General features: G+C 68.9%; 16 protein-coding genes and 3 pseudogenes. 11 read left to right on the top strand and 8 right to left on the bottom strand.

Annotation, left to right across the window (positions count from 1 at the left end; translation table 11 throughout):
* Positions 1–21 precede the first annotated feature (21 nt).
* Positions 22–1608, top strand: a complete 1587-nt coding sequence (gene mdlC / locus OG207_RS43450) for a benzoylformate decarboxylase (protein ID WP_329107235.1) — start codon at positions 22–24, stop codon at positions 1606–1608.
* A 190-nt stretch (positions 1609–1798) separates the two neighbouring features.
* Here the strand turns inward: mdlC and OG207_RS43445 are convergent, their stop codons facing one another.
* Both OG207_RS43445 and OG207_RS43440 read right to left on the bottom strand, forming a co-directional pair.
* Positions 1799–2686, bottom strand: a complete 888-nt coding sequence (locus tag OG207_RS43445; protein WP_329107232.1) for a universal stress protein — start codon at positions 2684–2686, stop codon at positions 1799–1801.
* A gap of 147 nt (positions 2687–2833) precedes the next feature.
* A complete protein-coding gene (locus OG207_RS43440; RefSeq protein WP_329107230.1) occupies positions 2834–6451 on the bottom strand; it encodes a hydantoinase B/oxoprolinase family protein in 3618 nt (1205 codons plus the stop codon).
* Between the two features lie 136 nt (positions 6452–6587).
* On the opposite strand from OG207_RS43440, the gene OG207_RS43435 reads away from it, so the two are divergent.
* On the top strand, positions 6588–7643 hold the full coding sequence (locus OG207_RS43435) for an NAD(P) transhydrogenase subunit alpha (RefSeq protein WP_329107229.1): 1056 nt from the start codon (positions 6588–6590) through the stop codon (positions 7641–7643).
* 18 nt (positions 7644–7661) lie between these two features.
* Here OG207_RS43435 and OG207_RS43430 read toward each other — a convergent pair whose 3' ends face one another.
* Positions 7662–8264: a hypothetical protein gene (locus OG207_RS43430; protein ID WP_329107226.1), complete on the bottom strand. Its 603-nt coding sequence runs from the start codon at positions 8262–8264 to the stop codon at positions 7662–7664.
* Positions 8265–8771: 507 nt separating this feature from the next.
* Between OG207_RS43430 and OG207_RS43425 the strand changes: the two are divergent.
* Positions 8772–8969: pseudogene (locus tag OG207_RS43425) on the top strand (hypothetical protein); the annotation flags it as partial.
* Positions 8970–9380: 411 nt separating this feature from the next.
* Here the strand turns inward: OG207_RS43425 and OG207_RS43420 are convergent.
* On the bottom strand, positions 9381–10058 hold the full coding sequence (locus tag OG207_RS43420) for an SRPBCC family protein (protein ID WP_329107224.1): 678 nt from the start codon (positions 10056–10058) through the stop codon (positions 9381–9383).
* A 254-nt stretch (positions 10059–10312) separates the two neighbouring features.
* Between OG207_RS43420 and OG207_RS43415 the strand changes: the two genes are divergently transcribed.
* The 3 genes and pseudogenes from OG207_RS43415 to OG207_RS43405 all read left to right on the top strand — a co-directional run bounded on the left by OG207_RS43415 (position 10313) and on the right by OG207_RS43405 (position 14420).
* On the top strand, positions 10313–10966 hold the full coding sequence (locus OG207_RS43415; RefSeq protein WP_329107222.1) for a DUF4389 domain-containing protein: 654 nt from the start codon (positions 10313–10315) through the stop codon (positions 10964–10966).
* A 35-nt stretch (positions 10967–11001) separates the two neighbouring features.
* Positions 11002–11649 (top strand): annotated as a pseudogene (locus OG207_RS43410) (transposase); the annotation flags it as partial.
* 2345 nt (positions 11650–13994) lie between these two features.
* Positions 13995–14420 (top strand): DUF7144 family membrane protein, encoded by a 426-nt coding sequence (locus tag OG207_RS43405; RefSeq protein WP_329107220.1) that lies wholly within the window; start codon positions 13995–13997, stop codon positions 14418–14420.
* A 324-nt stretch (positions 14421–14744) separates the two neighbouring features.
* On the opposite strand, the gene OG207_RS43400 is transcribed toward OG207_RS43405, so the two are convergent.
* Positions 14745–16136: a glutamate decarboxylase gene (locus OG207_RS43400; protein ID WP_329107218.1), complete on the bottom strand. Its 1392-nt coding sequence runs from the start codon at positions 16134–16136 to the stop codon at positions 14745–14747.
* 221 nt (positions 16137–16357) lie between these two features.
* A complete protein-coding gene (locus tag OG207_RS43395; protein WP_329107216.1) occupies positions 16358–17002 on the bottom strand; it encodes a GAP family protein in 645 nt (214 codons plus the stop codon).
* Positions 17003–17386: 384 nt separating this feature from the next.
* Between OG207_RS43395 and istA the strand changes: the two genes are divergently transcribed.
* On the top strand, positions 17387–18634 hold the full coding sequence (gene istA / locus OG207_RS43390) for an IS21 family transposase (protein WP_329094678.1): 1248 nt from the start codon (positions 17387–17389) through the stop codon (positions 18632–18634).
* A 1-nt stretch (position 18635) separates the two neighbouring features.
* Entirely contained in the window at positions 18636–19478 is an 843-nt protein-coding gene (istB, locus tag OG207_RS43385) for an IS21-like element helper ATPase IstB (protein ID WP_329094680.1), read from the top strand.
* Between the two features lie 236 nt (positions 19479–19714).
* Here istB and OG207_RS43380 read toward each other — a convergent pair whose 3' ends face one another.
* Positions 19715–19942: a hypothetical protein gene (locus tag OG207_RS43380; protein WP_329107214.1), complete on the bottom strand. Its 228-nt coding sequence runs from the start codon at positions 19940–19942 to the stop codon at positions 19715–19717.
* Positions 19943–20256: 314 nt separating this feature from the next.
* On the opposite strand from OG207_RS43380, the gene OG207_RS43375 reads away from it, so the two are divergent.
* A complete protein-coding gene (locus tag OG207_RS43375; RefSeq protein WP_329107212.1) occupies positions 20257–20703 on the top strand; it encodes a DUF6325 family protein in 447 nt (148 codons plus the stop codon).
* A 1-nt stretch (position 20704) separates the two neighbouring features.
* On the top strand, positions 20705–20887 hold the full coding sequence (locus OG207_RS43370) for a hypothetical protein (protein WP_329107210.1): 183 nt from the start codon (positions 20705–20707) through the stop codon (positions 20885–20887).
* 577 nt (positions 20888–21464) lie between these two features.
* Here the strand turns inward: OG207_RS43370 and OG207_RS43365 are convergent.
* Positions 21465–22175, bottom strand: a pseudogene (locus tag OG207_RS43365) (formylglycine-generating enzyme family protein); the annotation flags it as partial.
* 1709 nt (positions 22176–23884) lie between these two features.
* On the opposite strand from OG207_RS43365, the gene OG207_RS43360 reads away from it, so the two are divergent.
* Positions 23885–24796: a hypothetical protein gene (locus tag OG207_RS43360; protein WP_329107206.1), complete on the top strand. Its 912-nt coding sequence runs from the start codon at positions 23885–23887 to the stop codon at positions 24794–24796.
* Positions 24797–25462: the final 666 nt, after the last annotated feature.

Here is a 25462-nt window from a genome sequence, read left to right as displayed (position 1 = left end):
ACTGTGGGAGAGGAAAGTGGCGTGAACGTACGCGACGCGTTCTTCGAGGTGCTCCGGAGTCACGGCATCACCACCATCTTCGGCAATCCCGGCTCGAACGAGCTGCCGCTGCTGCGTGACTTCCCCGAGGACTTCCGCTACATCCTCGCACTCCACGAGGGCGCGGCTCTCGGGATGGCGGACGGCTACGCCCTGGCGACCGGCCGACCCTCATTGGTCAACCTGCACGCCGCGGCCGGCACCGGCAACGCGATGGGGAACCTGACCAACACCCAATCCGGCCATGTGCCCGTGGTCGTCACCTCCGGACAGCAGGCCCGACGCTACACCGCCCTGAATGCGCTGCTCACCAACGTCGACGCCACGGCACTGGCCGACCCGCTGGTGAAATGGAGCAGCGAACCGCTGCGCCCCGAGGACGTGCCCCAGGCGCTCTCGCAGGGCATCCTGCTGGCAGGATCCGCCCCCGCCGGCCCGGTCTACATCTCGCTGCCCCTGGACGACTGGGACCACCAGGCGGATCCCGGCGCGCTGAAGCACCTCAAGGCCCGCGCCGTACAGGGTGACCCGGTCGTCTCCGAAGCGACCCTCGACCTCCTGCGCCACCGGCTCACCGACGCGGCCAACCCGGTCATGGTCGTCGGGCCCGGCATCGACGACGCCACCGGATGGGACGGGGCGTCCCGGCTCGCCGACCGGCTCGCCCTTCCGGTGTTCGTGGCGCCGAGCCCGTCCCGCTGTCCGTTTCCCACCCGGCACCCCGGCTTTCGAGGGGTCCTGCCGTCGGACATCCCCGGGGTCGCACATCGCTTCGACGGACACGATCTCGTGGTGGCGTTCGGAGCGGCGATCTTCCGCTATCACGAATTCGAGGAAGGCGACTACCTGCCTCCGGGCACCGAGTTCTGGGCCGTGACCTCGGATCCCGATGAAGCAGCCCGGGCCCCGTTCGGCCGGATCCTGGTCGGCAACCCCTCCGACGCCCTGGCCCGGCTCGCCGACACCGTGCCCGCCCGCCACCGGCCGCCGCCACCACCACTCGAACGAACCAGCCGCCTGGGCGAAGCCGGACCGGCATTCAGCGCGGAGGCGATCGTCGACGCCCTCGACGCAGCGAAGGACGAGAGCACCGTTCTCGCCCACGAATGGACATCGGTCGACACCACCTGGGACCGCTTCGACATCTCACGACCGGGAAGTTTGTACTTTCCGGCGTCCGGGGGCCTCGGCTGGGGCCTGCCGGCAGCCATCGGCCTGCAACTGGGCGATCCGTCGCGCCGCGTGCTGGCCATGCTCGGTGACGGGGCCCTGCACTACACGGTCAGTGCGCTGTGGACGGCAGCGCGGTACCGGGTCCCGGTGGTGTTCGTCGTCGCCCGCAACGGCGAGTACGGGGCACTCAAGAAATTCACTCAGGTCATGCGGGCGCCAGGCGTACCCGGCCTCGAGATCCCCGGCATCGACGTCACCGGCATCGCCTCGGCATACGGGATTCCTACCACCCGGATCGACACCCTCGCCGGGCTGACGGCGACGGTGAAAGCCGCGCTGGCCACGGAAGAGCCGCACCTGATCGTGGTACCCCAGCAGCCCTTGGACGCCGGCTGACCGGCGCCCGCCCAGGCAGGACGGAGCGGTGGTCGACGGAATCGCTCCGGTTCAACTGGAGATCCTCTCCCAGCGGTGGGCGGCCCAGGCCCGGCGGATCACCCTGCGAACGGTGGTGATCGTGTCGGCGAGATCGAAGAAGGCCCTGGTGACGGTCGTGCGGCTTTCGCGGCAGCGGCCGAGTCGGCGGTCAGCGGCGCTCGCCGGGCCGCCGCACCACTGCGACCGGGCAATGTGCGTGGTGCAACATGGCTTGGCTCACCGATCCCAGCAGCAGGCCCACGAAGCCACCGCGCCCCCGAGCGCCGACGACCAGGAGCTGTGCGGTGCTGCTTGCCTCGATCAGAGCCTCACGGGTGCCGCCGCGCGTCACACGGTGCTCGACCGATACCTCCGGGTACCTCTCCCGGCGGCCCGCGAGTGCCTCGGCCAGCACGGCCTCCTCGGCCTGGGCAAGCATGCCCGGTCGGCTCGCATACGGCTCGGTAGGATCCTGCGGTGGAGGTACTGGCGCGTTCCACGGGGTCCAGGCGTGCAGGGCGAGGATCCCGACACCGCGCAGCGCGGCCTCCGCAAAGGCGAAATCGACCGCCGCCGCCCCGGCCCGGGAGCCGTCCACTCCCAGCACGATCGGCCCCGCAGGATCCGGCTGCTCCCGCACCACAAGTACCGGACACTGGCCGTGAGCTGCGATCCTCACCGTCGTGGAGCCCACCAGCAGCCCGACGAAGCCTCCCATGCCCCGGGATCCGACGACCACCAGCTCTGCGCCACGCGACTGCGCCTCCAGCACGGTCAACGGCTCCCCCGTCACCACGGCATGGGTGACGTCCACCTCGGGCGCCACCGCCCTGGCACGCTCCACCGCCTCGGCGACCAGCTTCTCGACCATGACCCGGAACTCGCGCTCTGCCGGGTCCTGCGGTACGGGCCCCAACGGCACTGGCATGACCGGCCAGTGGAAGGCGTGCACCACCCGCAAACCCGCCCCACGCCGTCGGGCCTCCCGGGCCGCCGTCTCCACGGCGGCCAGACTCGATGGCGAGCCATCCACTCCCACGATCACCAGACCACTCACAGCGCTCCCTCACTCGGTCCCTCATGTCAAGCTTCTCCCCGGCGATGCGCCGCGGCCACACGGGTGGCAGGCGGCCGGTGAGGCGCCTCACCGGCATGAGGTTCTGTGCCGATGAGGACCCCGCCTACGGCAGGAGAACCGGGTGGTTCAGGAGGGTTTGCCGTAGCCGCCTCCGCCCGGTGTCTCGATGACCAGCAGGTCGCCGGGCTGCACGGCGACGGAGTCGCACCCGGCCATGGGCGTGGTGGTGCCATCGGCCCCCTCCACATGGTTGGTGCCCAGCGCGCCGGGGTCACCGCCGGCCATGCCGTACGGCGGGATCCGGCGGTGGCCGGACAGGATGCTGACCGTCATGGGTTCGCGGAAGCGGATCTTGCGTACGGTGCCGTCGCCGCCCCGCTGGCGTCCCGCGCCGCCACTGCCGGTACGAACGGAGAATTCCTGCACGAGGACGGGGAGGCGCAGTTCAAGGATTTCGGGGTCGGTGAGGCGGGAGTTGGTCATGTGGGTCTGCACGGCTGACGCGCCGTCGAATCCCGGTCCGGCGCCGGAGCCGGAGGCAACGGTTTCGTAGTACTGGTGCCGGTCGTTGCCGAAGGTCACGTTGTTCATGGTGCCGCTCCCCTCGGCCTGCGAGCCCAAGGCGGCGTAGAGGGCCCCGGTGATCGCCTGGGACGTCTCGACGTTCCCGGCCACTACGGCAGCGGGATAGACCGGCGCGAGCATGGACCCGGGCGGGACGATCATCCGCAAGGGCCTGAGGCAGCCGTCGTTGAGCGGGATGTCCTCGGCGAGCAGGGTGCGGAAGACGTACAGCACGGCCGCGTTCACCACGGATGTGGGCGCATTGAAGTTGGTGCTCAACTGGGGCGATGTACCGGTGAAGTCGATCGTCGCCGACCGTTCCTGCCGGTCCACGGTCACCCGTACGGAGATGACCGCCCCGGAGTCCATCTCGTAGTGGCATTCGCCGTCGGTGAGGGTCACGACCGCTCTGCGGACGGCCTCCTCCGCGTTGTCCTGGACATGACGCATGTACGCCCGCACCACGTCCAGCCCGAAGTGGTCGATCATCTTGCCGACTTCCTCGACGCCCTTGCGATTGGCGGCGATCTGGGCCCGCAGGTCCGCGAGGTTGGTCGCCGGGGCGCGCGACGGGTACCTCGCCCGGGCCAGGAGCGCGAGGGTCTCGGCCTCCCGCAGCCTGCCGCCTTCGACGAGCAGCCAGTTGTCGAAGAGGACGCCCTCCTCGTCGATCTCCCGGCTGTCGGCTGGCATGGACCCCGGCGTCAGGCCGCCGATCTCGGCGTGGTGGCCCCGTGAGGCGACGAAGAACAGGATCTCCGCACCGGGCACTTCGCCCCGCTCGTCGAAGACCGGGGTCACCACGGTGATGTCGGGCAGGTGGGTGCCACCGTGGTACGGATCGTTGACCGCGTAGGCCTCGCCGGGCCGCATCGTCCCGGACCGGCGACGGACGACCTCCCTGACGGCGGTGCCCATGGAGCCCAGGTGCACCGGGATGTGGGGTGCGTTGGCGACCAGGTTGCCGTCGGGGTCGAACAGCGCGCAGGAGAAGTCCAGCCGTTCCTTGATGTTGACGGACTGCGCCGTCGAAGCCAGCCGTGCTCCCATTTGCTCGGCGATCGACACGAAGAGGCTGTTGAAGATCTCCAGCATGACGGGGTCGGCCGCGGTCTCCACGTCGGCCCCGGCCGGCACGGTGACGCGTTCGACGACCAGATGCCCGGTGCCGTTCACGGTGGCCCGCCAGCCGGAGTCCACGACCGTGGTCGCGTTGGTTTCGGTGATCACGGCGGGGCCGGTCACGACGGCGCCCGGGCGCAGGAGTTCCCGCTGCCGCAGGGACACCTCGCGCCACGCGCCGTCCGTGTAGAGGGGGACTGTCTCCGGGGGAGCGTCGTCGGCCGGGCCGCTCTCGGCGAGGTGGCTCAGGTCGGGTTGCGGAGTGAGACCCGTTGCTTCGGCCGAGAGGGCTTCGACGATGACGGGGCGGTCCATGAGGAACGAGTACATCGCCCGGTGGCTCACCTCGAATGCCTCGATCATCGCCGGAGCGTCGGCCAGTGCCACCGTGACCGCCGTGTCGGTGCCGTCGTACCGCAGCCGTGCGGTCTGCGTGACCAGGATGCGTTCGGCAGGGACGTCCTCCGCTTGCAGCACGGCGCGTGCCGCGGTCTCCAGTTCGTCGGCGACGACGTGGATGCGCTGCATGCTCGCCTCTTCCAGGGGCAGTTCGACCGACCGCTCGCGCACGGTGACGGTGTCGGCGAGACCGATGCCCAACGCGGACAGCACCCCGGCCATGGGGGGTACGAGGACGGTGCGGATCCCCAGGGCATCGGCGACGGCGCACGCGTGCTGGCCGCCGGCCCCGCCGAAGGAGGTCAGTGCGTACCGCGTGACGTCGTGCCCCCGCTGCACGGAGATCCGCTTGACGGCGGCCGCCATGTTCGCCACCGCCACCTGTAGAAAGCCTTCGGCCACCTGCTCGGGCGATCGCCGGTCGCCGGTGCGCGAGCGGATCTGCCCGGCGAGTTCGGCGAACCCCCGCCGTACGACGTGGCGGTCGATGGGCTGATGTCCGTCCGGTCCGAAAACGCTGGGGAACTGGGCCGGCTGGATGCGGCCGAGCATCACATTGGCGTCGGTCACCGTCAGTGGACCCTGCGCGCGGTAGCACGCAGGTCCGGGGTCCGCCCCGGCGGAGTCGGGGCCGACGCGGTAGCGGCTGCCGTCGAAGTGCAGGATGGACCCGCCTCCAGCCGCGACGGTGTGGATGTCGAGCATGGGCGCCTGGAGACGGACTCCCGCCACCTGGGCGGTCGACACCCGCTCATAGGTTCCCGCGAAGTGGGACACGTCGGTGGAGGTACCGCCCATGTCGAAGCCGATGACCTTGTCGAATCCGGCCAACTGCGACAGGCGTGCCATCCCGACGATGCCGCCGGCCGGACCGGACAGGATGGCGTCCTTGCCCCGGAAGTGCCCCGCCTCGGCCAGACCGCCGTTGGACTGCATGAACATCAGCCGCACGCCTCCCGTCCGGTCCGCGACCTGCCGGACGTAGCGGCGCAGGACGGGGGAAAGGTAGGCGTCGACGACCGCGGTGTCTCCCCGGGGCACCAGTTTCACCAGGGGGCTCACTTCGCTGGACAGCGAGATCTGGGGAAACCCGATGCGCTCGGCCAGTTCGCCGATCGCCCGCTCGTGCCCCGGATGCAGCGCGCTGTGCAGGCACACCACCGCGACGGCGCGGATGCCGTCGTCGTACGCGCGTCTCAGCTCGACGGCGAGGCCGTCCAGATCGGGCGGGCTCAGCACCGTACCGTCAGCGGTGATGCGTTCGGTGACCTCGATGACCCTCTCGTGGAGGGCTTCAGGGAGGAGGATCTGCCGGTCGAAGAGGCGGGGGCGGTTCTGGTAGCCGATGCGCAGAGCGTCGCGGAAGCCACGCGTGATGATCAGGGCGGTGCGCTCGCCGGTGCGTTCCAGCAGGGCGTTGGTGGCCACAGTGGTACCCATCCGCACGGCGTCGATCGCGGCACGGGGCATCTCTCCGCCCTGCTTCAGCCCCAGCAGCATGCGGATGCCCGCAAGGGCCGCGTCGCGATAGCGGGCCGGGTTTTCGGACAGGAGTTTGTGGGACAGGAGGCGACCGTCCGGGGTCAGGGCGACGATGTCGGTGAAGGTGCCACCCCGGTCGATCCAGAACTGCCAGCCGTGACCGGTGCCGGAAGACATCGCGCGCTGTCCCTTCGTGCCTGAGCCGAGCCGCAGGCATCCCAGCATGACCCTGTGCGCCCATCCGCTGACGGTGCGACTCGCGGTGCATGAGATTCATACTGGGAGTGGAAGGCCTTCGGGCGGAGGTGAGTCAGTGGTGATTCCTCTGACGGTGGGCATCTGCCGGGAGGCAGCGCCGGGCGAGAAGAGGGTCGCCCTAGTGCCCGATCTCGTCGGCGCGGCACGGACGCTGGGGATCGATGTGCTGTTGGAGTCCGACGCCGGCGCATCGGCGGGGATGCCTGACCGCCTCTACCGGGAGGCAGGTGCCGACGTCACCACGCGCGAGGAACTCTTTGCCCGGTGCGACATCCTCGTGGGCGTACGGCCGCCCGTCCTCCCGGCAGGCTGCCGGTTCCGGCGGGGGCAGGTACTGATCGCGCTCCTGGACCCGCTGAGCATCCCCTTCCAGGTCCGGCGGTGGGCTGATGAGGGGCTCACCACGATCGGTCTGGATCTCGCGCCGACCGCGCTGGTGGCGGCAGACCCGAGGGATGCTGCCGCCTCCCAGGACCGGCTCGCCGGCTGCGAAGCGGCGCTCCTCGCGGCCGACCGCTTCGGGCGTCCCCTGGCGGGTACGCCCGGTCCTGGCTCCCCGGGGGTGGCGCGGGCCTGCGTCATCGGCTCCGGTGCCGCGGCACGGCAGGCGGCCGAAACCCTCCGCCGACTCGGGGCCCAGGTGCGCGTCGTCGACGACGCAGCGGGCGGACAGGTGCCACCGTTCCTGCTCAGGGACGTCGACATCGTCGTTGCCGCCGTCCCGCCCCGCCCCGGGGGAAGACCGCCGGTCCTGGTGACCGCCCGAGCCATGGTCGGCATGCGTCCCGGTTCCGTGGTCGTCGATACGGTCGCTGGGCCGGACGGAGGAAATGTCGAGGGCGCGCGACGCGAGAGCACGTCGACCACGGGACTCGGAGTCACCGTCATCGGCGCGGGCCGACTCCCCGCGCACTTCCCCCGAGCAGCCTCCACGGCATACGCACGGAACGTCGCCGCGGTGCTCCAGCGCATCGTGCGAGACGGCGAACTGCAGATCGACCCTGCCGACCCGGTCCTGGCCGGCATGGTCGTCACCCACGGCGGCCTCGTCCTCCACAGAGCCGTGTGGCAACTGATCCTCGACCAAACCGCCCTGGCAGGCCTGCCCTGACACCCTCTCGCGTGCTCGTCACCGCCCAGACGTGGTCTCCCTGAGCAGGGCCGCGTGGCGGGCCACGGCGACGGCCCGATACGCGCACTCCTCGTAGCAGCGGCCGATCACCGCCGCGTCGACGGCGTCGGTCACTGCGATCGCCTGCTCCCTCTCCAGCAGCAGGCGGCCCAGAGCCTGCTGGCGACGGCTGACGTCCGCCAGTTCCCTGCCGACGACCGTATGGGGCGCGGAGAGTGCGACGACGTCGCTCGTCCGACCGATCAACGTGAGACAGACCTCGCCGATCTCTCGAACGGGGAGCCGCAACTCCTCCGGGAGCGGCCGCACCGACCGCCGCTCCCAGGCAATATCACCCAACTGCCGGGTCAGCAGGTCGATACGGCCCACATCCTGACCGACATACAAGCCGGTGAGGACGGACCGCAGATCCGCGACCTCATTGGTCGCGGCGAGGTCGTCCGCACCGCTGCCCAGTTCGGTCAAGGCTCTCCCGAGCGCAGTCATCTCCCGCTCCGCGCCAGGCCCGCTCGCCACGAGAACGGCCGTGGCCAAGCGCAACGCGTCGTGAGCCAGCCGAAGCACGTGCGCCACGCCCCGGACGGTGCGGTCCGTCTCCACCCGGCCTCTTTCACCCACGTCGAGCTCCTGCTTCCCCAGCCGAACGCCCGCCCCCGCTTCCTCTCTACGGCAGCAGGAGGCACCACGGCGGCCTTCGCAACCGCAGAAGCATGGCAGAGGACCCATGACCGTGAGGAGCGGCACGCCGCGTACCGAAGCAGTCTGGCGCCGGCCGCCGGGCGGGAAGGCAGCGTGTCCACGAGCCCGACCCCTCCCTCCGGATCGGCAATCAGCCCTCCCGCATCGCCGGAGCGCTCGCGGCCACCGAACGCACCGCCGTCCACAGCGCCCACATCGAGCCCGCCTCCTCGCCCGCCCAGCGTGCCGTCCCGGACACCGCTCACCTCGCCTGGGCAGGAGGGGCGTGGCGCGTGTACCACCGGCACTCGAAGAATCTGCTCGTCTCGTACTTGCCGAAGAAGCTCGGCTTCTTCCAGGAGCACGAAAAACGGCGCCTGACCTGGGCTTTTACCCGTCAGGCGCCGTCGGCTCGACGCGGACGGCGTCCGAGTCGTCCTGGCTATCGCCCGCATGAAGACCTGGAAGATCCTCCGCGACTGTCGCCTCAAAGGCGACGGCGTCCACCACGCCATGCTCGGCATCGCGCGCCTGCACAACCTCACTCGCCGGATAGACCGACCGGCGGGGTACACGGTGGGCAAGCATGTCCGAGCGACCCGAAGATCGTTTACGAGACAACCCTAGAGCACGGCTCTGCCCCCGCCGCGGGATCAGAGCCGGTGGCCGAGCAATCCGAGCAGTCGGTCGTGGCGTCGGCGGCGAGGAGGCCGAGGGCGAGAACGGCGGTGGCGACGGGCCGGAGGCGGGGTGGCGGGCTCGTACGGAGTGCGGCCACGCGACGGGTGACGGGTGACGGCACGGTCGGCCCGATGGTCGCCCCGTTCTTCCTCGCCCGCGGTCTGCTGCGCGGCGCCGAAGACATCGTCATCGTCGTGGAGACCGGACTGATCGCCTCCGGACTCCTGCTCACCATGACCGGCGGCTGACTCCCCCAAGGGACACCCCACCCGGTCTCGATGCCCATCACGAGGGCGCGGCGAACCCCCGCTGGCCCCAGGCACTCGCCCGGTCGTTCCGCGCGTCGGCCACGCAATGTCACGCCTCTGTGGCCACCCGGGTGCGCAGGTTGTGGAACTGGCGGGTCTGCATGACGAAGTGGGCGGGTTCGCCCAGCAGCAGGTCGAACGGCCGGGTGAACGGGCGCGGACGGCTCATGCCGCGGGTACGGACGACCAGCCGGGTTCCGCCGCCTGGGGCGGGCCGCAGATGGAAGCCCCAGGCGCCGTTCATGTGCGCCCAGGGCGGGGGGCCGGTCCGTTTGTCGTAGGAGCGGCCGGAGGGCAGCGTCAGATCTGCGCGCAGTACGAGTGTCCGGTTGGGCTCCAGGACGGCCACGGTGAACCAGGACCGGCCGTCGGGGGCCGTGATCAGGTGCTGCCCCAGTTCCAGATCCTGCCACTCCGGCACGATCCGGTCCGCGCTCGGCTGGCCGCAGTGATCCAGCCTGTCCCAGCTGTACCAGCCGCCGCGGTCGCCTCCCATCTGCGCCAGCCAGGCCCAAACCTTCTCGGGTGGTGCCGGGAGGGTCGCGGCCATGGTCGACGAACCGTCCGCGTCAGGCACGAGATCGTCGCCAGGGTAGACACTGGTGATCTCGTCCCCGGTCGCGCCCCACGTCAGCATCCGGGGGCGGATCCACAGCGCGTAGAGGGCCGGTACGGCGCAGGCCACCGTGAAAGGAAGCAGACGGGTGGCCGGTCGGTGTCCACTCATGGCCTCAGCGTCGCACCACCGCTCATACCTCACCACCGGGACCCGGCCCCCATGACTGACCATCCAAGAGCCCAGAGCACCGTCGGCGACTACGAAGAGGACGGGCGCCGGCCGGCGGAAGACCACACTGCACTCGCGCTGATTCCGGTCCCGGCGCACGCTGAAGGTGAAGGTGTGCGGGCCTTCGGGTGCCGAGTGGGGCCAGCCGGGGTCCCCAGCGGTCCGCGGCCTCAATGAGCGGAGGAGCACAGCTCATGGCCACCCCCACCGCCTACCGTCCGGTACGGCTGACGGCGGTCCTGGAAGCGCCGCTGTCGCGCTGGTTGTGGCTGGTGAAGTGGATTCTGGTGATCCCACACGTCGTGGTGCTGCTTTTCCTGTGGATCGCCTTCGTCCTGGTGAGCGTGGTCGCGTTCTTCGCGATCTTCATCAACGAGCGTTATCCGCGCGTCCTATTCGACTTCAACCTCGGTGTTCTGCGTTGGAGCTGGCGTGTCTCGTACTACGCCTACGGCGCGCTGGGCACCGACCGGTACCCGCCGTTCAGCCTGGGTCAGGAGCCGGACTACCCGGCGCGGCTCGACGTCGCCTACCCGGAGCGGCTGTCCCGCAGGCTCGTGCTCGTGAAGTGGTGGCTCCTGGCCATCCCGCACTACCTGCTGGTCGGCGTCTTCACCGGCGGGTGGCACGAGGGCTGGAGCCAGACGGGACTCATTGGCCTGCTGGTGCTGATCTCCGCGGTCGCCCTGGCGTTCACCGCGGCCTATCCCCGCGACCTGTTCGACCTGGTCATCGGCCTCAACCGCTGGGTGTTCCGCGTCGCCGCCTACGCGGCGCTGATGACCGACGAGTACCCGCCCTTCCGTCTCGACATGGGCGGAAGCGACCCGAGTGATGTCCTGCGGTGATCACCGTCGTGTGCAATTGACTTCGCATGTTCGTCAGGGCGGGCCGACCGGCCACCGCGATGCCGCCCGCCTGCTCGCCACACCGCCTGATCGCCTGGTCGCCGCCCTCGCCACCGGGGCCGGCCGACGTCTTCGACGCCCTCGACGAACAGACCGTCGTGGTCCCGGGAACCTGCACCCTCGACATCGTGATCCCGTCCCTCGCCGCCTCCCTCGTCGCGGTGCATGACCAGCGCCGGGCACTGGAAGCCCAGATCAGCACCCTGCTGGAGGCCCACCCTCTTCACCCGGTCCTGACCTCGATGCCCGGAGTCGGAGTCAGGACCGCCGCCGTCCTCCTGGTTGCCGTCGGCGACGGCACCGGCTTCCCCAGCGCCGCCCACCTCGCCTCCTACGCCGGACTCGCCCCCACCACGAGATCCTCGGGGACCTCGATCCACGGCGAACACGCACCCAGGGGCGGAAACCGGCAGCTCAAACGCGCGATGTTCCTCTCCGCCTTCGCCTGCATGAACGCCGACCCCGCCTCCCGCACCTACTACGACCGGCAACGCGCCCGCGGCAGAACCCACACCCAGGCCCTCCTGAGACTCGCCCGCCAACGCATCAGCGTCCTGTTCGCCATGCTCCGCGACGGCACCTTCTACGAATCCAGAACCCCCGACATCACCCTCGCAGCCTGACCACCCCAACACCCGCATACCAGGCACCACGTCCTTGACGAAGGGCATAGAGACACCCCCCGGCCGCAGGCTGGTGACCTCGGCCCCGACGGCGACCACGGTGCCGGCCACGTCGACGCCGCGGACCGCAGCGGCGCGGTTGAGACGCTCGGCGTTGTGGATATCGCCGTTGAAGAATCCCAGTTGGGCGAGCTCGTGCAGGGCGCGGCTATGTGCGGCCGCCGCTGCTGCGCGGGCCAGGTCCGCGGCGTCCTGATGGTGACCTCGCCCTTCGCTGTGCCATCACATCCACTTGAGACCCTTCGGGTGCTTCGCAGCGGCGGCCACGCTGTGGAAACACGTGGCAGTGGCGTGGTCACGGTGGTCTGATCTTTCGCACGCGAAGGCCACCAAGGGCATCAGCCTCGGCGTTGGATCGAGGCATGCTCCGTGGAGACCTGTCGGCCCGCCCCTCGTTTGTGTGCCGGCTCGCCGCCGCCACGGGCCATCGGTCAGGGACCCACTCCGTGCCGACCAAGATCCGGGCCATACACGGACCGGCCGCCTGCAGCTTGGCCGAATCTTGGCCGTTTCCGCTGGTCAGCGGCCATGCGAGGCGCGTACCACCAGCACACGAAGAACCTGCTGGTCGTCTGCAGGACTGGTCCGAGGCGCCGCCTTGGCGTGCTGACAAGGGAAAGCCGCCGGTCACTGCCCGCCAGGCCATGGTGGTCGCGTGTAGTCGCAGGCTGAGGGTGCCCGCCAGCTCCATCTCATGGAGGTACAGCAGCGCGCACATCGCCAACTGCGAAGGTGCAAGAGTTTTTGAATCGCAAGAGGCAGCAGTGTTGTGCGGCCTACCATGAGTCGCTGGCGATGAGACGGTCCCAAGTTCTGACCGCCCGCGTTGTGCCGCGAGTCCCGGTGACTGCTTGGTTCAGGCGAGACAACAGACCACGGCCTGGGCCGGTGACCCGCTCCACGTTTACGTTGCCCAGGAGGACAAACTGCGCTTCATCGTGCTCGATCGAGACGGTCCCACGGACGACGGTCCTCGCGCCTGCTTGCTGGCGCCACGTGGCGATCCAGGGCCTGACAGCTATGCAGCGGACGATGAGTACATGACCCTCTACCAACTGTGGTTCCGTAACCACGGATCGCTCATCGAGTTGGGTGCGGTAAAGATCGGGTATGCCGACCTCATTCGGGGCGAGAGACCTCTCGAGGCAGGATCGTTCTCCACGCTCACAGGACTTGATCAGCGCCTGTATTGGTTTTCCGTGGGGCAGAGCGACCTTCCTCCGGAACCGGATCGGAGTGCCTCCGTCACCCCTCCCCGCCTGCCAGGTGATGGCCCGTGGTTGCAGTCGTGGCAGCGGCCCCCATACGCCAGCCCCATGTCATTCCGTTCGGCCCGAGGCGCGGCTTATCCGATGGTGCGCGTGCGCCGGATTGCTCAACCGGACGCGCATGGCTTCTGGTTGCACTGTGCTGAAGGCACCGACCCGTCACCGGCCTGGCCAAGGCCGCTGGTCCGGCGTCGCGACGCGGGCAGGTCGCGAGCACGAGGCAGGACCGCTTCCCCGGTCGGGCGGCCCGGCGAGTCCCGGCGGGCCCCTCCGTGCCGTCGCCCAGGAGTCGGAACTCCCAGCACAGCCCCCTCCACCGCGGCGGAGGGGGCTGGGTGACGGTCCGCCGTCCCGCGGACAGCGGCCTGGCGTCGGCCTCGTGCAGCCTCACGTACTCGTTGCAGGCGAAGCGCAGCAGCCCGTCCTCCACGTACAGGCTGCCATCGGCTGGGGCCAGTCTGCTCCCGTTCACCGGCCAGGCCCATGCTGCCGCCATCGGGCGAACGGGCTCTGAACGCGCCACACAGGGATCAGTCAGGCGAGGAGCCTGCGCTTCCGCTCCTCGAACTCGGCGTCGGTAAGTACTCCCGCGCCTTGGGTTCCCCGAGCTGCTTGAGCGGGTCGAGTTTGTTGTCCATACCGCCGGCCGGCTGCGCGTCGGGGACGGCCTGCGGTTCGGGTTCCTGAGCCAGCTGGGCGTCCCAGCGACCCCGCTGGCGGCGCGACACGCGATTTGACACGGCAGTCGCCGTGCGGGCCACTCCACCGAGAAGACCTGGCATCGCGATTTCCTTCTCATCCGAAATCGCTGCCCGACTTCTGGAGTCGGCGGCTCAAATTCAGAAATACTGCGATCCAGATTGTTCCACCACTGCGCTTCCACTGCACCTCGACGGAGCATGACCCGAAGGCCTTCCCCTTCGAACTGCCGACCGGCGGCGCCTATGAAAGGCTGGAAGTGCGTATCCCGCCAGCTGAATCCATCGCGGCGGGACCCGGAGGGCAGGAGGGTTCTCAATGGCCACACAGAGCGTAGGAAGGCAGCAAACCGTCGCCGGCGATGAAGTCGCCATATCCGGATGGGTTGTTTTCGCCGCGATCATGATGATCTTCGGCGGCATCATGACGATATTCGAAGGAATAGCCGCCATCGCCAAGGACGACGTGTTCGTCGCGACCCGGAATTTCACTTTTCAGTGGAGCCTCACCGGCTGGGGCTGGCTGCACCTCATCCTCGGCATCCTCGTGACGCTGGCGGGCTTCGCCCTGTTCAAAGGGACTAGGTGGGCCCGCGTCGTCGGCATTACCGTGGCGGGTCTGTCGATGCTCGCCAACTTCGCATGGCTGCCCTGGTATCCGTTCTGGGCCATCACGGTGATCGTCGTGGACGCCGTCATCATTGCGGCCCTGTGCGTCGGCCCGGGCAGGGACGCCGCAGCCTGAATCGGCCGCCAGCCGCTGGGCCGATCGGCGTGGCGAGTGGTGTCGGGGCCGCGCCCGGCCGATCAGGGCGCGGCCTCGGCAGCGCCAAGCGAGACAGCGGCGAACGCCGCGGCTCACACGTTCTCGTAGATCAGCAGACCGGCGGAGTTGCCCAGCTCCACGGCGGCGGCTTCCTTGTGGTCGTCCTGCCCCAGCAACCCGGAGTGAACGCCTTCGAAGACGGCGAGGTCGAAATTGCCGTCACCGGTGAGATCGGCGATATCCAGAGCCGCGACCGAGCTGTCCTCGTCCTTCCGGATGATCTCGTCGAATTGCTGACGCGCCTCAGTGGTGGAAGGCGGCGCGGTCCGCGTCGTGCGGGTGGCCTTCGTCGAGGCGCTTGATCGCTCTGCGCATATCGTCGGCGAGGAGTTCGATTTCGTCGCGGTCGACGCCGTGCCGGACCAGGACGCGCTGGATGACCGTCTCCTGGCGGTCCGGCGGCAGCGGGTAGGAGGGCACCTGCCAGCCGCGCATCCGCAGCAGGTCGGACAGGTCGTAGAGGCTCCAGCTGGTCGAAGCCGGGTCGGTCAGCGTGTACGAGACGGCCGGCAGCGCGCCCGCGCCGTCGTAGAGCAGCGTGAAGGGGCCCATCTCGGCGACCTGCCGGGCCAGGTGCTGCGCGGTGTCGGCGCAGGCCTGGTAGACCTGCCGGTATCCCTCGCGGCCGAGGCGCAGGAACGTGAAGTACTGGCTGACGACCTGCCCGCCGGGGCGGGAGAAGTTCAGCGCCAGGGTCGGCATGTCGCCGCCCAGGTAGTCGACGTGGAAGACCAGGTCCTCCGGCAGGGCGGACTTGTCGCGCCACAGGGCCCAGCCCACGCCGAGCGGCGCCATACCGTACTTGTGGCCGGAGGCATTGATGGAGGCGACTCGGGACAGCCGGAAGTCCCAGGCCAGATCGGGGTGGAGGAAGGGCGCGATGAATCCGCCGGAAGCCGCGTCGACGTGCAGCGGGACGTCGAGGCCCTTCTCCCCTTGCAGGCGGTCGAGCTCGGCCGCGAACTCCGCGACCGGCTCGTAGGTGCACGTGTAGGTGACGCCGAGGATCGCGACGACGCCGATGGTGTTCTCGTCGACGTACTCGCTCAGCTGGTGCGGCTGCAGGCCGGTCGCTCCCGCCTCCACCGGGACCTGCCGCAGCTCCACGTCGAAGTACCGGGCGAACTTCTCCCAGCACACCTGCACCGGCCCGCACACCAGGTTGGGGCGGTCGGTGGACAGGCCGGCGGCTCGCCGCCGGTCGCGCCAGCGCCACTTCAGGGCGAGGCCGCAGAGCATGGCGGCCTCGCTGGATCCGGTGGTCGAGCAGCCCACCGCATTGGCCTCACCGCCCGCGCCGGCCGGCGCGTGCCACAGGTCGGCCAGGATGCTGACGCAGCGCGACTCGATCTCCGCGGTCTGCGGGTACTCGTCCTTGTCGACGATGTTCTTGTCCAGGCACATGTCCATCAGGCGGCGGACCTCGTCGTCCGTCCAGGTGGTGCAGAAGGTGGCCAGGTTCTGCGCGGCGTTGCCGTCCAGGAGCAGCTCGTTGCGCAGCAGCTGGAAGACCACGGTCGGCGGCGCGGAGAACTCCGGCATCGACCGCTTTGGCAGGGGCCGCTCGCTGAGGGGAGAGGCGAAGATGTCCGCGGCCGGGTCGGCCGCCTGCTTCTGGGCTTTGTGCAGGGCCACCGGTCACCTCACGTGTCGGTCATCAGATCCGCATCAGACACTACGGACACGGCCCAGGGGTCGGCATGAGAACGTACGCCATCTCGGGCACGACCGGACGAGTGAGCCTGACACTGAATCCGTTGTCATCGGTCACAGTGTCCAGGGCGCCGACAGCCTGTTCGCCGCGACGATGTGCAGTCCCGCGACCGCCGGCAGCGGCGTAGCGGCCACACGTGCCGTCAGGCGACCAGCTCGTAAATGCCCTCCGCTGTCAGCCACAGGCCGACGAACAAGGAGAGCGTGACGATCAGCTGGTTCTGGTGCTGCTCGACCCACATCCGCAGGGCGTTCAACCTGGCATCCGCGGCCGCCGCTGCCCAGACCGTGTACATCTCCATGACGATGAGGCTGAGCGTGGCCAGCAGGCAGTAGCCGATCAGGGCGAGCCAGTCGTCGACGGAGGAGAGGTCCGCGGCGACGACCGTGGCGGCGCCTGCTCCGACCAGCGCCCAGGGCTGGAACAGCCAGGCCAGCCCGGCCGCCGTGACCAGTGAGGCACCGTCCACCCTGGCGGTCCAGCGCGGCGGGCCGTGCGGGCGCGGCGGCCGACGGCGCCGGTGCGCGCCGTACAGCACCAGCCCCACGCCGATGGTGAGTTTCACACACGCCACGGCCATCGACGGCGGGCTGTGGCGGGCCGGGGGCTCACCCCCGGTCAGCAGCAGCACGCATGCGATCACCACGACCAGGTTCGCGAGCCACGACAACAAGAACGCCATGCCCTTGCGAACACCACGCCGCGAGGCGAGCAGAAGGATGAAGGCACTGTTGTGCAGAGGTCCCAGGGTGATGGCCGTACCGATCACGATCAGGTCGAGCACCATCAGCGCGGTCCCTCCCAGAGGTCGAGGGCATCTGCCGCCGTTGGACGGGAGAAGCGGGTGAACAGGGTCGAGCGGCGCTGTCGCGGCACCGCATCCCGACTCTGCGGGCGGCGGCCCGACCGGTCAAGCAGGCCACGCGCACGTCCCCGAACGCCGCGCGCCGGGTTCGGGAGGAGCTTGGCCGACCGAATGGCACCGCGCGCCCACCGACGAGGAACACCGCGCTATCCTCCACGACGCCACTCTGGTAGATCCGAGCACCGCGGGCGCCCCTCCTTGTGTCGGCGACGGCTGAACTCGGACCCTCTGACGGCGTATCAAAAGTGACCCACTTGGTGATCTTCATCTGACTCTGACCTTGGTGATCAAGGTCAGGAGGGAAGGGTGATCCTCGTGGAGGACTGGGCAGAGATCCGCCGGCTGCATCGGGCCGAGCGGATGCCGATCCGGGCAATCGCCCGGCATCTGGGGATCTCGAGGAACACGGTCAAGCGGGCTCTGGCCACGGACCGGCCACCGAAGTACGAGCGTGCGGTGAAGGGCTCGGCGGTCGACGCGGTCGAGGTGCAGATCCGTGAGCTTCTGCGGGAGACCCCGACGATGCCGGCGACGGTGATCGCGGAGCGGATCGGCTGGGACCGCGGGATGACGATCCTCAAAGACCGGGTGCGCGAGCTCCGGCCGGCCTATGTTCCGGTCGACCCGGTCTCGCGGACGGTTTATCGGCCCGGCGAGCTGGCCCAGTGCGACCTGTGGTTTCCCGAGGCGGACATTCCGCTGGGCTATGGGCAGTGCGGGCGGATGCCGGTGCTGGTGATGGTCTCCGGCTACTCGCGGGTGATCACCGCGAGGATGCTGCCCTCGAGGCGGACCGGGGACCTGATCGACGGGCACTGGCGGCTGCTGACCGAGTGGGGTGCGGTGCCCAAGACGCTGGTCTGGGACAACGAGGCCGGCGTCGGCCGCGGCCGCCCGACCTCCGAGTTCGCCGCGTTCGCGGGCCTGCTCGCCACGAAGATCTACTTGTGCCGACCTCGCGATCCAGAAGCGAAGGGCCTGGTCGAGAGGGCGAACGGCTACCTGGAGACCTCGTTCCTGCCCGGCCGCCACTTCAGCGGCCCGGACGATTTCAACAGCCAGCTGACGGCCTGGCTGAAGGTCGCCAACCGCAGGATCCACCGCACCCTCGGCGCCCGCCCGGCCGACCGATGGGAAGCCGACCGGGCCCAGATGCTGACCCTCCCGGCCGCCGACCCGCCGACCTGGTGGCGGTTCCAGGTCCGCCTCGGCCGCGACCACTACGTCCGCGTCGACACCTGCGACTACTCCGTCGACCCGGCCGCGATCGGCCACCAGGTCACCGTCCTGTCCGACAACGAAAAGGTGATCGTCCTGGCCGCGGGCGGGGAGATCGTCGCAGAACACACCCGCTGCTGGGCCCGCCACCAGACCATCACCGACCCCCAGCACGCCGAAACCGGCCGGATCATGCGCCGAGAACACCACCACCAGCGGCCCACCGGTCACATCCGGTCCGTCGATTCCGGCCCGCTGGTCGAAGTCGAACAACGCGAGCTTGGCACCTACGACCGTCTGTTCACCGTGATCGACGGTGGAAGAGAGGTGATCTGACATGCCCCGCACCACCATCGCCGACACCACCGAGGACACCACCGCCGCTTCGGCTGGAGTGAACCGGCGGACCGGGCAGCAGACCGCCTCCGACCTGGCCTTCCTCGCCCGCGCGATGAAAGCCCCCGCACTCTTGGATGCCGCGGGCCGACTGGAGGAACGGGCCCGCAAGGAATCCTGGACCCACACCGAATACCTCGTCGCCTGCCTCCAGCGGGAGGTATCCGCCCGGGAATCCCACGGCGGCGAAGCGAGAGTACGGGCGGCGCGTTTCCCCGCGGTCAAGACCCTGGAGGAACTCGATGTCACCCACCTGCGCGGCCTGACGCGCCAGCAGCTGGCGCATCTGGGCACGCTGGACTTCATCGCGGGCAAGGAGAACGTCGTCTTCCTCGGCCCGCCCGGCACCGGCAAGACCCACCTGGCCACCGGACTTGCGGTCCGGGCCTGCCAGGCCGGTCACCGCGTCGCGTTCGCCACCGCGGCCGAGTGGGTCGACCGCCTGGCCGATGCCCACCACACCGGCCGCCTGGCCGACGAACTCACCCGACTCGGACGCTATCCGCTGATCGTGGTGGACGAGGTGGGATACATCCCCTTCGAGGCCGAAGCCGCGAATCTGTTCTTCCAGCTCGTCTCGAACAGATACGAACGCGCGTCCGTGATCGTCACCAGCAACAAGCCCTTCGGACGCTGGGGAGAAGTCTTCGGCGACGAGACTGTCGCCGCCGCCATGATCGACCGCCTCGTCCACCACGCCGAGGTCCACTCCCTCAAGGGAGACTCCTACCGCATGAAAGGACGAGAACTCGGCCGCGTTCCCACCGTCAACGACAACGACTGAACCGACACCAGCGGGTCACTTTTCAACCGGCCAAACTGGTCCACTTTTCAGCCGACGCCGACACCTTGACTGACGGCGCCCGGCAAGGCGTGACACCACCACCTTGTAGCCGATGTCGGAGGTGCTCACCCTCCACCTGCCCGGCGCGAGACCGCTTCGGTCTTGCACTTCTCACTACCGTGGGCAGGGCCTCGCGGCGGCTCGACGTCGCTGTCCCCCAGAACTGCCCGCCCCCGTCAGGGTGGGGCGTCGTAATCCGCGAGCGCGTTCTCGCGCAGGTTCGGTTCCACGCGGAGTTTCCTGGTGAACCATGCGCCGTAGCGGTTGCCCAGGGAGGGAGCTGATGCTCCGTGGAGGATGATGCTCAGGCCCACGGTCACGGCGATGACCTCGCTCAGCAGGGTTCCCCCGGGCAGGACGGCGTGCAGGTTGCTCCGAGATCTCCCGGTTGAAGCAGACGGCATCTACCACGTCCAGGTGGGGACTTCGGCCAGGATGCGGGCCCTCAGCCACCGTGCGAGGCTGACATGCAGACGGGCACGATCACCTCATCTCCCGGGCGTCCTCATCGCCCTCGCCGGTGGCGCTTCATATCAGCGGCGCGGTATCACGCTCGCGGGGTAGGCCATGAACGCTAACTTCTTCTGGCCGCCGCTCGGCCCTTCCCGGCCACCGTGCCCATCGCCATCAACGTCTTCATCATGTGGGCGCTCTCGGGTGCTCATCGAGAGGACGGAAGCGCAGACATGCCGCTCATCGAGAGAACGGAAGCGCAGACATGACATCGACTGACACAGAAGAACTGGGTCCTGTCGACTACCTCGTCGTCGAGTTCCCGCCGGCCACCTCGAACTTCACCGGCGAGATGGCCGCAGAGCTCGACAAGCTCGTCACCTCGGAGACCATCCGGGTCTTGGACTTGATCATCCTCACGAAGGGGGCAGACGGCGAGCTCGACGTACTGGAGGTCGAAGACCTTGAGGACGCCGGTGAACTGCGCGCCGCAGAGGCCAAGCTGGCCGGCCTTCTCGCCGAAGAGGACGTCGTCAACCTGGCCGCCGCTATGAAGCCCGGCACGACGGCCGGGGTGCTGGTCTGGGAGAACGTGTGGGCGGGGCCCTTCGCCTCCGCCGCACGCCGCTCGGGAGGCCAGCTCATCGCCAACGGACGTATTCCGATCCAGGCCATCCTGGCCTCGATCGAAGCCGACAAAGAAGGAGAATGAGATGCCCCTCGGACCCATGCGCAGAGGACGACGCGGAGTCATCGGCGCCCCCGTCGCCCGCACCGCGGCCGTCGCAGGCACGGCAGCTGTCGTCGCCCACGGAGTCGGCCGCCGCCATGACCGGCGCGAGGACCGTCGGGACGACCGTGAAGACCGCCGGGACGACCGCCGCGACCGGCGCTGACCCGAGCCTCACCGCCGGTCCAGGACGGCGCGCTCTTCCCGGTCGTCCAGGCGGCGGCCGGGAAGCAATCAGTGGCAGGCCTCCACAACCACGACGGGTGCCGGTAGCGGGTCCCGTCAAGGGTTCCTCTCAACTCAGGCGTGGCTTCGAAACATGTCTTTGATGCTCTTCACCAGAGTCTCTACGGCGTGGGCGATCGTCGTCGCCCCCAGAGCCAGATGGCCACGAAGACGATCCACCCGCCCAGTCCGGGCTGCGCCCTGTCGTGGGCCGCCGGCTTGGTCCCCGGCTCAGATGCGTTCGGTGGCTCACCACCCATCATCTCTCTGACGATCTCCACGAAGCCGATGGCGGCGGGAGCGTTCCTTCACGCCATCGCGGGCGTCGGATATGGGGCATTCGGTCCGCCTCCTTCGCCTTGGCCACCTGCGCCTCCGGCAGATTCAGCCGAATGGCGCCTCCTCTCTCGACGATGGCTGGTTTCGGCCAGGCGCGCATCTCGCGCAGCACCCGGCGCGGGTCATCCTCAGCCGATCGCTACGGGATCGTGGGAGGCATCCGCACCGCCGTCCGCTCCCTAAACAAGGGGATGGGAGATCCGACTTTCCGAGGCCGGAGCTACACAGCGAAAGCCGATGTTGCCGGTTGAGGAGTCCGGCGTGTTGGGCATCCGGGCGGAGACCCGATAGCGGCGGCAGTACGAGGCGTGGCAGAGGTAGGAGCCCCCGCGAAGGGCGCGCGCGGTGCCGGTCGGTGGGCCGGTCGGGTCCTCGCAGGGGCCGGTGGCATGCCAGACGGGGTGGAACCAGTCGACCGTCCACTCCCAGACGTTGCCGGTCATGTTGTGGAGGCCGTAGCCGTTCGGGGGAAAGGCGTCCACGGGGCAGGTGCCGAGGTAGCCGTCCTCAAGAGTGTTGTGCTCGGGAAACGACCCGTTCCACACGTTCATCCGATGCCCGCCGCCGGGGCGGAGTTCGTCGCCCCACGGAAAGGGCTGCTGTTCGAGCCCGCCTCGGGCGGCGTACTCCCATTCGGCCTCGGTGGGCAGCCTTCGGCCTGCCCAGGTGCAGTACGCGAGCGCGTCGTTCCAGGAGACATGCACCACCGGGTGCTCCGCGCGTCCGTCGAGGTCGGAGTCGGGGCCTTGCGGGTGCCGCCAGTCGGCTCCGAGCACTTCGCGCCACCACGGAGCGGCGGCGACCGCCCGCGTGGGCGGGAAGTCGTCGGGCAGCAGGCCACCGAAGACGAACGAGGCCCCGTAGCGCTCGGCATCGGTGACATGGCCGGTTTCGGCAAAGCGAGAGCGTTGCCCCGGCAACGTTGCGGATGATCACGGCCAGGCTGTCGCCAAACGGACGCAGCTTGCCGTCCGGATGGGCGGTGGCCGACAACGTACCCAGCAGCTGCGCGGCCTCCCAGGTTTCCTTGTTGCGGTACTCCGGAGAGCGGAGGACGGCTTCGACCACCTGCACCCATTGGGGAGTGCGTTCAGCCATGGCCACATCGCGCGCCCAGTAGCCGATATACAGCAGGGTGTGGCGGTCCTGGGTCGACTTCGTGATCTTCATCAGGACTGGGCGGGCAGCCATGCCGGCTTCGCTGACCATGCCCACAACGGTGCTGAGAGCGCCTGGCCCGCACTTGGCGATGTCCTCCAAGTGCGCGTCCACCCACGAGCACACGAGATCGGGGCTCTGCTGCAGGAGGTGCTGGAGGTAGGGGCGGGCTGGCCACCGCGCGGCCTCTGGGAGCAACCGCTCCAGCGGGAGCAGGCCGAGCCACTGCGCGCTCGTAGCGGCACGGAAGAAGTAGGCGCCAGCCCGCGGGTCGGTCATTAGCGCGACTTCGTCGGCGTCGGCTGGGGAGGGGAAGTCGAATCCCGCGAGCTCACGCAGGCGGTCAGCGCGCTCCGGGAGCCCGAGGAACAGTTGCTCGAATGCGGAGAGCACCCCGGTGAACCGCTCGCGGGTCTCCTCAGGCCCGGCACCTGAACCGTGCAGCACGCCGGAGGTGTCGCGGTAGAACCTGGTCCATGAGTTTCGCACCGCCTCTACCTCGGCGACCCCTAGCTCCTGGCGTGTCTGCTGCTGGACGAGGAACCCGATCTGCCGGATACGCTGGCCGCCAGGGTTCTGCTCCTCGGCGCGCAGCGCATCAACGGAATCGGCAAGACGATCAAGCGCCACAGCCGGAAAGAGCGCGCCCCCATGCCACGCCTTGGCCACAATCTTCGCAGCGTCGGTCACCGCCCGCCGAGCGCCCTCGATGCCGGGCAGGTTTTTGGGCGCCAGCTTCAAAACACTGTCGATCGCGCTGCGGCAGCATGACTGTGCTATCTCGTATGGGGCCTGCCAACGTGAGGGGTCTGCCAGGATGGCCGCGCCGTCACGCAGCAGGTTCAGGGCCCGCTCGCCATCGGGTCCCTGCGAGCGCAGAGCATCGGCAAGCTCCGAGGACACGGCGGAGCTGAACTGCTCGGCGTCTACGCCGCTAAGGGGATCCACTCGATTCACCTGGCAACGGTAGCCCGCCCCTCAAGATCCGCGTCCCGCACATCCGCGATCTCAACCGGACCGCGTCCTGTGGCAACGCAGCGCAGCCGGCACGACGGCACCCATGTTGGCAAGTGCTGAGGAGACGTCATCGCAGGCGACGGACCCGGCCGACGACCGGGTCCAGCGCCTGGAGACTGTCCCCCACCACGCTCGAACCCGCTAGGCCCTCGAGTCATCCGACCCGTGCCCACTACCCGGCTGCTTACCGCGTCCCGATTGCCCGGCCACGGCTGCCGGGCTGCAGCGGTGTGTTCATCGCATCCTCATGTCCTGCGGTACAACGGTCACATTCGCAACAAGAGGCCGGGGGAACACTATGGTTCGCAGGACAGTTGGCAGCGTCCGCTACAGGAAGGGGGGCGCCAATAGGGTCCTGCGGCTAGCGTTGTGGGAAGCCTGGGGTTCGAAGTGCTACTGGTGCAGCAAGCCGGTGGAGCTCAACGTGACCCAGATCGACCACATCATCCCCCAGGACGTCAGCGAGATCCGCCTGCAGGAACTCAGGAGCTCGTACAGTCTGCCGATCGACTTCGACATCCACGACCCCCACAACCTCGCCCCGATCTGTATCCCGTGCAACGGGGTGGAAGGCAAGGGCAACGCCACGTTCGAAGCGCCCATCGTGATGACCCGGCTGAAGACCGCCGAGATGCGCCGCTCCGCCGTCATCGGGCGCGTGCGGAAGTTCGGCCAGTCCGGCAAGGTGGCTGAGCATCTGTTGCAGGTCGCCATGGCGGATTTCAGCGATCCTGACCTCCGGCAGGAGTTCAGGGATCACGCTCCCGCAGTCGTCCAGATTCTGGCGATGACGGACCAGGGGTTGGGGGACTACCACTCCTTTCGCCTGGTGGAGGTCGCTGTCTGGGAGGAGGTGGGTAACTACCAACGCGTCGACGTGGCTCTGGACGGTCGAGGGCGAACCGCGGTGGCGTTGCTGGAGGAGGTGTGCGAGTCCACTCTCGACGACGTGCTCCACGACCCCGTCGTACAGCTGGTCGATGAGATTCGCGACCGGGTGACGGCAGCGTTCGAGGCCCTGGAGTCGGACGATCCGATCACCGCGGGGGACGCCACCAGTGACTTCGTCACGATCAACGTTGACTCGCTCGACTTCCGTCGCTTCGCCGGCGCGGTCGAGTTCAGCTTCGGCGGCGACTTTGAGGCCAGCCTTTCGGCCTCCTTGGTCCGCAGTGCCCCCGACGGCGACGGGGCGGACGAGTTCCAAGGCGATGCTGTGGTCAGCGGCACCTTCTCCATTGTGGCTGTCTGGGAACTCGCGGCTGACCCAACCGGTGTGGCTGCGGGCGACTGCATCATCGACGTGTGGACCCAGGACCTCCACACAGCGCGGTAGCGGGGACCCGGCATCCGAACCGACGCCAACGTGCTACTCAGCATCCAGTGCTCGCTTCGAGTTGGCCGTCGCTGCTGCACTGAGCTGTTCTCGGACAGCCGTCTGTTCGTCCGAGGGCAGCAACCCAGCTGGGAACGACCTGCCGCTTCGGGGTCGGCATTTGCCCACAGGCCCGCTTCGCTCTTGCCGACTACGGAGCGGCACAGAGCTCTGGCCAAGGACGGAAACCTTCGCCGGCTGCCAACTAATCTGCGTTACCACACGTCCGGATCCAGCCTGCAGTCAGCCACATCGGCCTGCACCCTCTGACGGCGCCCCTGATGGCTGCGCTCTTCCATGGTTCCGCACTCGCCCTGCGCAGGGTGCGGGAGTCACCGATAACGTCGAAGCGCCAATCTGAGCAGTGGACCATGCCGACGACGGTGGTGGGTTCCGGCTAGGCAAGGCCGCGACCAGCCGGCAGGTGACGGTACCAGTAGCATCCGGAGCCGTCGTCGGTGTGGTCGCGGCCGTACTTCTACTCGTCACTGCCGGCACCTTCTGATGGGTGCGCCGCAGCCGTAGCCAGGCGTGAACAACGCGATTCGGGGCCGGCTCACGCCGTACGCGGGCCCCGACCACGAGTCGGTACAGCGTGGTGTGGGGGTCAGTCCCCGCAGCAGCCAC

The sequence above is a fragment of the Streptomyces sp. NBC_01439 genome (assembly GCF_036227605.1).
In the GTDB taxonomy this organism is placed as follows: domain Bacteria; phylum Actinomycetota; class Actinomycetes; order Streptomycetales; family Streptomycetaceae; genus Streptomyces.
Note: the sequence above shows the minus strand (reverse complement) of the source record. Positions and strands in the feature narration are given on the sequence as shown.